The 11287-nt window shown below is 68.8% G+C and carries 14 protein-coding genes and 1 tRNA gene (1 of these 15 cut by a window edge); 12 read left to right on the top strand and 3 right to left on the bottom strand.

Annotated elements, in window-relative coordinates; genetic code table 11:
- From AB7F93_RS13075 to speD, 5 genes are all read left to right on the top strand, one after another.
- Nucleotides 1–585: anthranilate synthase component II (locus AB7F93_RS13075; protein ID WP_428303350.1), on the top strand; the 585-nt coding region annotated here is incomplete at its 5' end.
- Nucleotides 582–1607, top strand: a complete 1026-nt coding sequence (gene trpD, locus AB7F93_RS13070) for an anthranilate phosphoribosyltransferase (protein ID WP_428303349.1) — start codon at nt 582–584, stop codon at nt 1605–1607. The genes AB7F93_RS13075 and trpD, both read left to right, overlap by 4 nt.
- On the top strand, nt 1604–2407 hold the full coding sequence (gene trpC, locus AB7F93_RS13065) for an indole-3-glycerol phosphate synthase TrpC (RefSeq protein ID WP_428303348.1): 804 nt from the start codon (nt 1604–1606) through the stop codon (nt 2405–2407). Before trpD ends, trpC begins: the two co-directional genes overlap by 4 nt.
- 2 nt (nt 2408–2409) lie before the next feature.
- Nucleotides 2410–2817 carry a VOC family protein gene (locus AB7F93_RS13060; RefSeq protein ID WP_428303347.1) on the top strand — a complete coding sequence of 136 codons (408 nt, stop codon included), beginning with the start codon at nt 2410–2412 and terminating at the stop codon, nt 2815–2817.
- 5 nt (nt 2818–2822) lie between these two features.
- Nucleotides 2823–3617 (top strand): adenosylmethionine decarboxylase, encoded by a 795-nt coding sequence (speD, locus tag AB7F93_RS13055; RefSeq protein ID WP_428303346.1) that lies wholly within the window; start codon nt 2823–2825, stop codon nt 3615–3617.
- Nucleotides 3618–3630: 13 nt separating this feature from the next.
- Here speD and coq7 read toward each other — a convergent pair whose 3' ends face one another.
- Nucleotides 3631–4275: a 2-polyprenyl-3-methyl-6-methoxy-1,4-benzoquinone monooxygenase gene (gene coq7, locus AB7F93_RS13050; protein ID WP_428303345.1), complete on the bottom strand. Its 645-nt coding sequence runs from the start codon at nt 4273–4275 to the stop codon at nt 3631–3633.
- Nucleotides 4276–4349: 74 nt separating this feature from the next.
- On the opposite strand from coq7, the gene AB7F93_RS13045 reads away from it, so the two are divergent.
- From AB7F93_RS13045 to erpA, 6 genes are all read left to right on the top strand, one after another.
- Nucleotides 4350–5000, top strand: coding sequence for an alpha/beta hydrolase (locus tag AB7F93_RS13045; RefSeq protein ID WP_428303344.1), 651 nt, complete (start codon nt 4350–4352; stop codon nt 4998–5000).
- Nucleotides 5001–5060: 60 nt separating this feature from the next.
- Complete coding sequence (rplM, locus tag AB7F93_RS13040) at nt 5061–5492, top strand: 50S ribosomal protein L13 (RefSeq protein WP_428303343.1); 432 nt, start codon at nt 5061–5063, stop codon at nt 5490–5492.
- A 23-nt stretch (nt 5493–5515) separates the two neighbouring features.
- Nucleotides 5516–5911: a 30S ribosomal protein S9 gene (rpsI, locus tag AB7F93_RS13035; RefSeq protein WP_428303342.1), complete on the top strand. Its 396-nt coding sequence runs from the start codon at nt 5516–5518 to the stop codon at nt 5909–5911.
- 21 nt (nt 5912–5932) lie between these two features.
- A tRNA-Gln gene (locus tag AB7F93_RS13030) sits at nt 5933–6006 on the top strand.
- A gap of 109 nt (nt 6007–6115) precedes the next feature.
- Entirely contained in the window at nt 6116–7144 is a 1029-nt protein-coding gene (gene argC / locus AB7F93_RS13025; protein WP_428303341.1) for an N-acetyl-gamma-glutamyl-phosphate reductase, read from the top strand.
- 100 nt (nt 7145–7244) lie between these two features.
- Nucleotides 7245–7583, top strand: coding sequence for an iron-sulfur cluster insertion protein ErpA (erpA, locus tag AB7F93_RS13020; protein WP_428303340.1), 339 nt, complete (start codon nt 7245–7247; stop codon nt 7581–7583).
- 46 nt (nt 7584–7629) lie between these two features.
- Here the strand turns inward: erpA and AB7F93_RS13015 are convergent, their stop codons facing one another.
- Together AB7F93_RS13015 and AB7F93_RS13010 are read right to left on the bottom strand one after the other, a co-directional pair.
- On the bottom strand, nt 7630–8745 hold the full coding sequence (locus tag AB7F93_RS13015) for an anhydro-N-acetylmuramic acid kinase (RefSeq protein ID WP_428303339.1): 1116 nt from the start codon (nt 8743–8745) through the stop codon (nt 7630–7632).
- Entirely contained in the window at nt 8745–10001 is a 1257-nt protein-coding gene (locus tag AB7F93_RS13010) for a peptidoglycan DD-metalloendopeptidase family protein (RefSeq protein WP_428303338.1), read from the bottom strand. The genes AB7F93_RS13015 and AB7F93_RS13010 overlap by 1 nt, the downstream gene beginning before the upstream one ends.
- A gap of 306 nt (nt 10002–10307) precedes the next feature.
- Between AB7F93_RS13010 and tyrS the strand changes: the two genes are divergently transcribed.
- Nucleotides 10308–11287, top strand: the 5' portion of a protein-coding gene (gene tyrS / locus AB7F93_RS13005) for a tyrosine--tRNA ligase (RefSeq protein ID WP_428303337.1). 223 nt of this gene lie beyond the right edge of the window; only the first 980 of its 1203 coding nucleotides appear in the window; its start codon is at nt 10308–10310; the stop codon falls past the right edge of the window.

Here is an 11287-nt window from a genome sequence, read left to right as displayed (position 1 = left end):
ATGCTCGACAACTACGACTCGTTCACCTACAACCTGGTGCAGTACCTGGGGGAACTGGGCGTCGAGGTGGTGACGCACCGCAACGACTGCATCGGCGTGGACGACATCGAGCGCCTCGCGCCGGAGCGCATCGTGATCTCGCCCGGGCCCTGCACGCCGGACGAGGCGGGCATTTCGCTCGATCTGATCCGCCGCTTCGCCGGGCGGGTGCCGATTCTGGGCGTCTGTCTCGGGCACCAGGCCATCGGGCAGGCCTTCGGCGGGCACGTCATCCGCGCCGACGAGGTGATGCACGGCAAGACCTCGCCGGTGCACCACACGGGCGAGGGCCTGTTCGCCGGCCTGCCCAATCCGTTCACCGCCACGCGCTACCACTCGCTGGTGGTGGAGTGGGCGACGCTGCCGGATTGTCTTGAAGCCACGGCCTGGACCTGTGATGCCGATGGCCGCCCGCACGAGATCATGGGCCTGCGCCACAAGACGCTCCCGGTGGCCGGCGTGCAGTTTCATCCGGAATCGATCCTCACCCAGCACGGGCACGCCTTGCTGAAAAACTTTCTGGCCATGCCGGCCGGCGCGACTTGAGCATCCAGGCGGCCATCGCCCGCGCCGTGGCGGGCGCGGACCTCGACGCGGCCGCGATGAGCGCGGCGTTTCGCACCATCATGGAAGGCGAGGCGACGCCGGCGCAGATCGGCGGCCTGCTGGTGGCGCTTCGCGTGAAGGGCGAGACGGTCACCGAAATCGCCGCCGCGGCGCAGGTGATGCGCGAGTTTGCGCTGAAGGTGGACGTCGCGCCGGAGCGCCTGGTCGACACCTGCGGCACCGGCGGCGACGGCGCGGGCCTGTTCAACGTGTCGACCGCGGCGGCGTTCGTGGTGGCCGCGGCCGGCGGGCGGGTGGCCAAGCACGGCAACCGGTCGGTGTCGAGCGCGAGCGGCAGCGCGGACGTGCTGGAGGCGCTTGGCGTGCGCATCGAGCTGTCGCCGCCGGCCATTGCGCGCTGCATCGACGCGGTCGGCTTCGGCTTCCTGTTCGCGCCGGCGCACCACCGCGCCACGCGCCACGCACTCGGGCCCCGTCGCGAGCTTGGCATACGCACCCTGTTCAACCTGCTGGGGCCGCTCACCAACCCGGCGCGGCCGCCGCATCAGGTGGTCGGCGTGTACAGCGCAGCGCTGGTCGAGCCGATCGCGCAGGTGCTGGGGCGGCTCGGCAGCCGGCACGCGCTGGTGGTGCACGCGGACGACGGTCTCGACGAGATCAGCCTCGGCGCCGCCACACAGGTGGCGGAACTCAAGGACGGTGCCGTGCACTGCTACCGCATCGAACCGGAGCAGTTCGGCCTTGCCCGCGTGCCGAGCACGCAACTCGCCGTGACGGACCCGCTCGCGAGCATGAGCGTGCTGCGCGCGGTGCTGGCCGGCGAGGCGGGCCCGGCGGGTGACATCGTGGCGCTGAACGCCGGCGCGGCGCTGTACGTGGCGGGCCTGGCGGGTTCGCTGGCGGACGGCGTCGGCCGGGCGCAGGACCTTCTCGCGAGCGGCGCGGGTCTCGAACGCGTGCACGCACTCGCCACCCTCACGCACACCCTGACGGACGCATGAACACCCCGGACGTGCTGAAGAAAATCCTCGCCGCCAAGGCGGACGAGCTCGCCGCCGCAAAGCGCGCGCGCCCGCTGCCGGCGCTGCGTCGCGCGGCGGAGACCATGCCCGCGGCGCGCGGCTTTGCCGCGGCGCTCGGCGCCCGCGCCGGCCGCGGCCGGGCGGCGGTGATCGCCGAGATCAAGCAGGCATCGCCGAGCAAGGGTGTGCTGCGCGCCGACTTCGACCCGCCGGCCATTGCACGCAGTTACCTCGCGGGCGGTGCGACGTGTCTGTCCGTGCTGACCGATGGGCCGTTCTTCAAGGGCAGCCTCGATGACCTGCGCGCCGTGCGCGCGGCGGTGGACCTGCCGCTGCTGCGCAAGGATTTTCTGCTGGACCCCTACCAGGTCTACGAGGCGCGCGCCGCGGGCGCCGACTGCATCCTGCTGATCGTGGCGGCGCTCGACGACGCGCGCCTGGCTGATCTCGACGCCGCGGCGTGCGAACTCGGCCTCGACGCGCTGATCGAAGTGCACGACGAGGCGGAACTCGATCGCGCGCTGCGTCTGGCGCCGCGTCTGCTCGGCGTCAACAACCGCAACCTGCACACCTTCGAGACGCGCCTGGACACCACCGTGCGCCTGGCCGCGCGGGTGCCGCGCGACTGCACGCTGGTCGCCGAGAGCGGCATCCACAGTGCGGCCGACGTGGCGCTGATCCGCGGTGCCGGCGTGCACGCGTTTCTGGTCGGCGAGGCCTTCATGCGCGCCGCCGATCCCGGCGCGCGCCTGGCCGAGCTGTTCCCGTCGGAGGACTGAGCATGGTGCGTCCACCGCCCCACGCCGGGCTGCGCCACGTGGCGCTGTTCGTCGAGAACCTCGAAGCCTGCGAGCGGTTCTACGTAGACCTCATCGGCCTGCATGTCGAGTGGCGGCCGGACCCGGACAACGTGTACCTGAGTTCGGGTCACGACAACCTTGCGCTGCACCGCGGCCCGGTGCCGGCCGCCGAGGGCCAGCGCCTCGATCACATCGGCTTTGTGCTGCGCGACATCGCGGACGTCGACCCCTGGCACGCGTTCCTGCGCGACAATGACGTCCGCATCGTGGCCGCGCCGCGCACGCACCGCGACGGCGCGCGCAGCTTTTACTGCCTCGACCCGGCCGGCAACCGGGTCCAAATCATCTTTCATCCCCCCTTGGCCGGCGCGCTGCGCCCGCCGCGGTAATCGCCATGGCTGAAATCGACGACAAGCTCAAGCTGCACGGGTTCAACAACCTGACCAAGACGCTGAGCTTCAACATCTACGACATCTCGTACGCGCTCACGCGCGAGGCGCAGCAGCAGTACATCGACTACATCGACGAGACCTACAACGCCGAGCGGCTGACGCGCATCCTCAGCGACGTGGCCGACATCATCGGCGCCAACATCCTGAACATCGCCCGCCAGGACTACGACCCGCAGGGCGCGAGCGTCACCATGCTGATCTCGGAAGGTGGTGTCGGGCAGGGCGAGGCCGGCGAGGGTCCGGGGCCGCGCCCGGACGCCGTGGTGGGGCACCTCGACAAGAGCCACGTGACGGTGCACACGTACCCCGAGCAGCACCCGGACAACGGCATCAGCACGTTTCGGGCCGACATCGACGTGTCGACCTGCGGGCACATCTCGCCGCTGCGGGCGCTGAACTTCCTGATCCACAGCTTCGAGTCGGACATCGTCATCCTGGACTACCGCGTGCGCGGCTTCACGCGCGACGTGCGCGGCCGCAAGCACTACATCGACCACACCATCCACTCGATCCAGAATTTCGTCGACGCCGACACGCTGGCGCGCTTCCAGGCCGTGGACGTGAACGTCTACCCGGAAAACATCTTCAACACGAAGCTGCGGGTGCGCGATTTCGACCTCGACAACTACCTGTTCGGCGTGAATGCCGCCGCCCTGCCGGCGCAGGAACGCGCCGCCGTGGCGGCGCGCCTGGAGCGCGAGATTCAGGAAATCTTCTACGCCACCAACATGAAGTGACCGCGGCGCCGGCCTAGACGCGGTAGGCCGTTGTCGTCATCACCTTCGAGGCCAGCCGCATCAGGCCCCGCACCGGCGCCGGCAGCTCGCGCCCGCCGGCGCGGCGCGCGTCCTCGCCGTGGCGGACCTCGTCCCGGCGCATCTGCTCGATGACCGCCCGGCTGCGCTCATCGCCCGCCGGCAGGCGATGCAGGTGCTCGTCGAGGTGCGCCTGCACCTGACGCTCGGTTTCCGCGATGAAGCCGAGGCTCCACGCGTCCCCGGCGAGCCCGGCGAGCGCGCCGATCGCCACCGATCCCGCGAACCACGCCGGGTCCAGCAGGCTGGCGCGGCCGCCGAGCGCGGCCAGGCGTTCGCGGCACCAGGCAACGTGCGCTTTCTCCTCGGCCCCGGCGGCGCGCAGGTGCGCGGCGGTGTCGGCGGTGCGCGCCGTCAGCGACTGGCCAAGGTAAAGGCCCTGCGCGGCGAGCTCGCCCGCGTGGTTGACGCGCATCAGCGCCGCGGCGTGCCGGCGTTCCTCGGCGGTGAGGTCGTCGGCTTGCGGCGTGGCGTCCGCGGGGCTGGGCTGCGCGCTGCGCGAACCGCCCGGCAAGCCGCGCAGCGCCTGATCGGCGATCAGCAACAGACGGTCGAGCGGGCTCAGGTGCAGGTCGGACATGGGCGTCACCGGCGGCTGGGTGCGGCGCCCAAGTCTATACTGGGCGCCATTTTCCGCCGCATGCGCCACTCACCATGGACAGGCCGAACAGCGCCAGGGCGCGCTTTGAAATTCCGGGTCCGGTCGGGCCGCTCGAACTGCTGGTCGAGGCGCCCGAGCTGCCGACTGGCCCGCTGTGCGTGATTTGCCACCCGCACCCGCAGTACGGCGGTACGCTCGACAACAAGGTGGTCTACACGCTGGCGCGCGCGGCCAACGCGCTTGGCGCCATCGCGGTGCGCTTCAATTTTCGCGGCGTCGGTCGCAGCGGCGGGGCGTTCGGTCAGGGCGTCGGCGAGGTGGACGACCTGCTCGCCGTGGTCGCCTGGGCGCGCCGGGAGTATCCGGGGCGAGCGCTGCATCTGGCCGGCTTCTCGTTTGGCTCGGCCGTGGCCTTGCGCGGCCACGTTGCGGCCGGCGCGGCGAGCCTGTTACTGGTCGCGCCACCGGCCGGCATGGGCTATCTCGACCAGGCCACCGCGCCGCAGCTGCCGTGGCAGGTGATCCATGGCAGTCGTGACGAGCTGATTGATCTCAATACGGTTCGCGGCTGGCTGGCGAGCGTTGCCACCGCACCGCCGCTGACGGTGCTCGATGACGCCGATCATTTCTTTCACGGCCGCCTCACGCCGCTGCGCGAGGCGATCACCGCCTTCTGGCGGCCGCTGTTTGGCCCGGCGCCTTGACAGCGCGAGCGCCGCTCCATAGGATGCACGGCCTTTTTTGGCTGGCATCCCGACCTCGCAATGAAGACGACCGTTAGCGCGACGCCGCAGACCATACGGCAGGACTGGTACCTGGTGGACGCCAGCGGCAAGACGCTGGGTCGCCTGGCGTCGGAGATCGCCCGCCGCCTGCGCGGCAAGCACAAGCCGCTGTACACGCCGCACATGGACACCGGCGATTACATCGTCGTGATCAACGCCGAGAAGGTGCACGTGACCGGCCGCAAGCTGACCGACAAGGTTTATCAGCACCACACGGGCTACATCGGTGGCCTGCGTACCGAGGCGCTGGCCGATCGTCTGGCGCGCCGCCCGACGCTGGTGCTGGAGCAGGCCGTCAAGGGCATGCTGCCCAAGAACCCGCTCGGCCGCGCCATGTTCAGCAAGCTCAAGGTCTACGCCGGCGCCGAGCACCCGCACACCGCCCAGCAGCCGCAGGCGCTGGACATCTGATTCACGCAAGTTCGGATTTCGTCATGCCAGTAGTGCAGAACAAGATTTCGGTCGGCCGTCGCAAGTCGGCCTCGGCGCGCGTCATCCTGCGCCTGGGCAAGGGCGACATTTCCATCAACGGCCGCAGCCTGGACGACTACTTCGGGCGCCCCACCTCGCGCATGCTGGTGCGCCAGCCGCTGGAGGCGGTCGGTCGCCCGGACAGCTTCGACCTGCGCATCACGGTTGAAGGCGGCGGCCCGAACGGCCAGGCGGGCGCCATCCGTCACGGCATCACCCGGGCGCTGATCGAGTTCGACGAGACCTTCCGGTCCACTCTGCGTCAGGCCGGCTACGTGACGCGCGACGCGCGCGAGGTGGAGCGCAAGAAGGTCGGCCTGCACAAGGCTCGCCGCGCGCCGCAGTTCTCGAAGCGCTAACGCGGGGCGGGGGGTTCCGGGTGGGGGATCGTCCAACGGTAGGACAGCGGACTCTGACTCCGTCAATCTAGGTTCGAATCCTAGTCCCCCAGCCACTACGCTGATTCAAGAAGCCCGGCCTGTTCGTCACGCCGGGCTTTTTTGTTGCCGCAACGCTTTCGGTCTACCGTTGGCGGGGCGGGCCACCGGTTTGAGGGGTCGAGCATGATCAAGGTCGCGATCGTCGGCGGCACGGGCTACACGGGCGTGGAGCTGCTGCGCCTGTTGCTGCAGCACCCGCAGGTGGAACTGGCGGTGATCACCTCGCGCGGCGAGGCTGGGCGGCCCGTGAGCGATTTGTTCCCGAGTCTGGCGGGACGGATCGATCTGGCGTTCTCGGACGTGGACGTGCGCAGCCTTGCGACGTGTGACGTGGTGTTCTTTGCCACACCCAACGGCGTCGCCATGCAGCAGGTGCCGACACTGCTTGACGCTGGCGCGCGGGTGATTGATCTGGCGGCCGATTTTCGGCTGCGCGATCCGGCCGCGTGGGAGCGCTGGTACGGCATGCCGCACGCGTGCCCGCAATTCCTTGAAGAAGCGGTTTATGGTCTGCCGGAACTCAATCGGGGGCGCATCGCAGGCGCGCGCCTGGTCGCGAACCCGGGCTGTTATCCCACTGCGGTGACGCTCGGCCTGCTGCCGTTGCTGCGGGCAGGGCTGGTGGACCCGGCCGAGCTGGTGGCGGACTGCAAGTCGGGCGTCAGCGGCGCAGGCCGTCACGTGCGCGCGGATCTCGCGTTCTGCGAGGCCAATGAGAACTTCAAGGCCTACGGCGTGTTCGCGCATCGCCACCAGCCGGAGATCGTGCAAAACCTCGGCGCGGTATGCGACGGCGGGCAGCTCGATCTGACCTTCGTGCCGCATCTGCTGCCGCTGAACCGGGGCATTCACGCCACGCTGTACGCGCGGCTGCACGCCCCGGCGGCGGATCTGCAAGCCGTGTACGAGGCCGCGTACGGGGCGGAGCCGTTCGTGCGCGTGCTGCCGGCCGGCAGTCACCCGCAGGTCAGCGAGGTGCGCGCGGGCAACGACTGTGTGCTGGCCGTGCATGCCGAGCGCCGGCGCGTGGTGGTGCTGTCGGTGATCGACAACCTGGTCAAGGGCGCAGCCGGTCAGGCCATCCAGAACATGAACCTGATGTTTGGCCTCGACGAGACGCTTGGCCTGCGCCACGCTGCGGTGATGCCATAGCGGCGGGCGCGCGGCGTCGCCCCCCGTCGGCAACTCCGCTACCCTTACGCGGTCATAACGTTGCGAGCGCGCCGGCGCTCGTGTTTTCCGGAGCCAAGTCATGTCGAACGTCGATCCCGTCCTGTTTACCGAAAGTGCCGCCCGGCGGGTGGGCGAGCTGATCGTCGAGGAGGGCAACCCGCAGCTGAAGCTGCGCGTGTTCATCAGCGGCGGCGGCTGTTCCGGGTTCCAGTACGGCTTTACCTTCGACGAGAACGTCGACGAGGGCGACTGCGCGGTGGCCACCAACGGCGTCACGCTGCTGATCGACCCGATGAGTCTGCAGTACATGGAAGGCGCGGAAATCGACTACCGCGAGGATTTTCAGGGCGCGCAGTTCGTCATCCGTAACCCGCAGGCGACAACCACCTGCGGTTGCGGCTCGTCGTTCAGCGTCTGACCGGATTTCTGTTCCTCGCGGCGCCTTCCGCGGCGCTGCGACGCCCTCAGGGCAGATAAACGCAGCCCAGCACCACCGGTCGGCTGGCGCCGGTGACGGTGCCAAGATCAAGCGGCTGCTCGTGCACGCGTTGGCGGGCGAGCCACGCAAACGCGAGCGCTTCCACCTGCTGCGGATCGATGCCGGCGCCGGCGGTGCTGGCCACGCGGACGCCGGGCAGGCGCTCGGCGATGCGACGCATCAGGTCGAGATTCCGCGTGCCGCCGCCGCACACGAGAAGCTCCTCGATCACCGTCAGACCCGCCAGTGCGCGTTCCACGCACGCGGCCGTGAACTCGGCCAAAGTCGCCTGCACGTCGGCCGGCGGCAGTGGCCCGTGCCCGGCGAGCACGCTGTCGAGCCAGGGGAGATTGAAATCCTCGCGACCGGTGCTCTTGGGCGCTGTGCGGGCGAGGAACGGGTGAGCCAGCAGAGCATCCAGCAGCCGCGGGGCGACTGTTCCAGACGCGGCGAACCGGCCGTCTGCATCGCAGGGCTGGCCAAGATGCCGCAGTGCCCAGGCGTCCAGCAGTGTGTTGCCAGGTCCAAGATCCCATCCCCACGGGCGGGTGCCGGCCAGGTCCAGGACCGAGACGTTGGCAATGCCGCCGAGGTTCAGCACAGCCCGGCCGGGCCGGTGGCCGAACACGGCCTTGTGAAAGGCCGGCACAAGCGGCGCGCCCTGCCCGCCGACAGCGATGTCGCCACTGCGAAAATCCGCCACGGTGGGGATGCCCGTGCGCGCGGCAATCAGCGCCGCGTTGCCGAGCTGGAGGCTGTGTGGCGCCGGGCCATCGGGCTTGTGGCGCACGGTCTGACCGTGGCTGCCGATGGCACGCACACCGTCGCCGCGAAGCCCCGCGGTGGCGAGCAGCGCGATGACGCAGTCGGCAAAGTGAAGGCCGATGTCGTGGTGCAGGCGCAGCGCCAGATCAAGGTCACCGCCCCCGGGAGCTTGCAGCGCGTCAAGCGCACGGCGCAGCGCCGCGGGCAACGCGATGCTGTGGCTGGCGAGTAGGCGGGGTGGGTGGTCTGGCGCGAACTCGGCCAGGACGCCGTCGACGGCATCCTGGCTGGTTCCACTCATCAGGCCGATAAAGCGTTCGACCGCTGGCCGGCGCATTACTGGCGCGGCGTCGCTTCCGTCTGCGCGACCTGGTTCGTCGTCATCGCGTTCAGCATCGCAACCCACGGCGCCGTCTGGCCGCGGAAATGGCGCGTGTACGCATCGGGCAACTGCGCGTTCGGCAAGGCCACGGTCAACGGATCGCGCTGCTGGCCGTTGATCTGGAATTCGTAGTGCAGATGCGGCCCGGTGGCCCAGCCGGTGGCACCGACGTAGCCGATCACCTGGCCTTGGGACACCGATTGACCCTGCCGCAGTGAGCGCGCAAAGCGGCTCAGATGCCCGTACAGGGTGCGCGTGCCGCGGCCGTGGTCGACGATGATCACATTCCCGTAGCCGCCCTGGCGCCCGGCGAAGGCGACCTTGCCATCACCGGTAACCTGCACCGGCGTGCCGGTTGCGGCGCCGTAATCCACGCCCTTGTGGGGGCGCACGGTCTTGAAGATGGGGTGCAGCCGGCTGGGGTTGAAGCGCGAGGTGATACGCGTTACCGGCAGCGGGTTACGCGTGAAGGACTTGCGCATGCTGCGGCCGTCCGGCTTGTAGACGGTGACCTTGCCGTTCGGGTCGGTGTAGCGGACCGCCTGGTAGGTCTTGCCGCGGTTGATGAACTGCGCGGCCAGGATGTCGCCGTCGCGGATCTTCTCGCCGTCGAGCGTGACCTGGTTATAAACCACCGCGAAGCGGTCGCCCGGCTGCAAGTCCTGCGTGAAGTCGATGTCCCAGCCGAACATTTCGGCCAGCTCCAGAATCGCTTTGTCGGACAGGCCGGCCTGCTGGGCCGACAGGTACAGCGAACTGGTGACCACGCCGGCAGCCTGGCTGACCTTGGTGTCCGTCGGGCGGGTGTGAAGCTCGGCTGAATAGCCGTTCTCGTCCCGCCGCACTTCGAGCCGGTTCAGCAGATCGATTTCGAAGTCCAGCGCCTCCAGCTCGCCGCCCGGCGCACGTGCGCGCAGAACCTGGCCCGGCTTCAAGTCGAGCAGGGACCGCGCGAGCTTGCCCGACCCCATGACCGACTGCACCGTGTCCGGCTCGAACCCCATCGCCCGCATCGCCTTGAAAAAGCTCTCGCCGGGCTTGATGCGATGCTCAAGCCAGGCGGCGTCCAGCTTCTCCAATGTGAGATCGCCGGCAGTCTCGATGGCCGGCAGGGGGTACGGGCGCTCTACGGCCGGTTCGCTCAGCCGTTCCGGGATGTTGGCCAGGCTTTCGGCAGTGCGAGCGACCAGCGCTGCTACCATGAGGGCCATCGACGAGCCGAAAACCCATGGCAGCAGCTGGTGCGGCGCTGATGCGTGGCGCCGCGTTCGCGACGGCCCGCGGAAGATTTGGCGCCCGCGCGTTGCGGCGGGCAGCTGTTGATAACGGCGGGTAATCGCTTCGTCCTCGTGATGAAGTGGGCGCCATCAAGCCGGCTTGCCCGGCTGTCTGCGTCGTGCAGATCAACGACGTGTCGTTCCGCGCCACGCTGGCCTTTTTACTTGTGGGGGCGTCAGATTGCAACCTTTGGACAGGTGTATTTTTGATCCATCTAGCCCTATCGACCGGGAGTAGCGATGAGTGAAGGTCCCGCGTTGGATGCCGTCGCCGCCTTGCGGCACCGGGCCGACGAGATCATCCCGGAAGAGGATCTTGCGCTTCGGCTGCGCGAAGGGCGGCCGCTGCGTGTCAAGGCCGGTTTCGACCCAACGGCGCCAGACCTGCACCTCGGTCATGCGGTGCTGCTGGGCAAGCTGCAACAACTCCAGCGGATGGGCCACGACATCATCTTCGTTGTGGGCGATTTCACCGCACTGATCGGCGACCCGACTGGGCGCAACGCGACGCGCATGCCCCTGACACGGGAGGCCATCGCTCGGAACGCCGAAACCTACCAGCAGCAAGTCTTCAAACTCCTCGACCCCGCGCGCACGCAGGTCTTGTTCAACTCGGCCTGGCTGGAGCCCCTGGGTGCCGCTGGGATCATCGAACTGGCGGCCAAGGCAACTGTGGCCAGAATGCTCGAGCGCGACGACTTTTCGAAGCGGTATCGGGGCGGCCAGGCGATCGCCGTGCACGAATTCGTATATCCCCTGCTACAGGGATATGACTCCGTGGCGCTGGACGCTGACCTAGAGCTCGGTGGCACCGACCAAAAATTCAACTTGCTGATGGGGCGTCAGCTCCAGCAGGCCTACGGCAAGCGGCCGCAAGCCATCCTGACCATGCCCCTGCTGGAAGGCCTCGACGGCACCAAGAAGATGTCCAAGTCGCTAGGCAACTACGTGGGTATTACCGATCCCGCACCGGACATGTTCGGGAAGCTGCTGTCCGTCTCGGACCAGCTCATGTGGCGCTATATGGAACTCCTCAGCGCGCGCACCGCCGGTGAACAGCGTGCGTTGCAGGAGGCCGTCGCGGCTGGCAAGAACCCGCTCGACGTCAAGCTCGACCTCGCCGAGGAGCTTGTGGGGCGATTCCACACGCCGGCCGCCGCCACCACCGCGCGAGCGGACTTCATCGCCCGTTTCAGTCAACGCGTGCTGCCTGAGGACTT

The organism is Immundisolibacter sp. (assembly GCF_050250495.1).
Taxonomy (GTDB): Bacteria; Pseudomonadota; Gammaproteobacteria; order Immundisolibacterales; family Immundisolibacteraceae; genus Immundisolibacter.
The sequence above is the reverse complement of the archived record's forward strand: the minus strand, read 5'-3'. Positions and strand labels throughout refer to the sequence as shown.

Coding starts and splice junctions, on each gene's coding strand:
- trpC (WP_428303348.1), top strand. CDS start 1,604: ATGAACACCCCGGACGTGCTGAAGAAAATCCTCGCCGCCAAGGCGGAC.
- AB7F93_RS13060 (WP_428303347.1), top strand. CDS start 2,410: ATGGTGCGTCCACCGCCCCACGCCGGGCTGCGCCACGTGGCGCTGTTC.
- speD (WP_428303346.1), top strand. CDS start 2,823: ATGGCTGAAATCGACGACAAGCTCAAGCTGCACGGGTTCAACAACCTG.
- coq7 (WP_428303345.1), bottom strand. CDS start 4,275: ATGTCCGACCTGCACCTGAGCCCGCTCGACCGTCTGTTGCTGATCGCC.
- AB7F93_RS13045 (WP_428303344.1), top strand. CDS start 4,350: ATGGACAGGCCGAACAGCGCCAGGGCGCGCTTTGAAATTCCGGGTCCG.
- rplM (WP_428303343.1), top strand. CDS start 5,061: ATGAAGACGACCGTTAGCGCGACGCCGCAGACCATACGGCAGGACTGG.
- rpsI (WP_428303342.1), top strand. CDS start 5,516: ATGCCAGTAGTGCAGAACAAGATTTCGGTCGGCCGTCGCAAGTCGGCC.
- argC (WP_428303341.1), top strand. CDS start 6,116: ATGATCAAGGTCGCGATCGTCGGCGGCACGGGCTACACGGGCGTGGAG.
- erpA (WP_428303340.1), top strand. CDS start 7,245: ATGTCGAACGTCGATCCCGTCCTGTTTACCGAAAGTGCCGCCCGGCGG.
- AB7F93_RS13015 (WP_428303339.1), bottom strand. CDS start 8,745: ATGCGCCGGCCAGCGGTCGAACGCTTTATCGGCCTGATGAGTGGAACC.
- AB7F93_RS13010 (WP_428303338.1), bottom strand. CDS start 10,001: ATGGCCCTCATGGTAGCAGCGCTGGTCGCTCGCACTGCCGAAAGCCTG.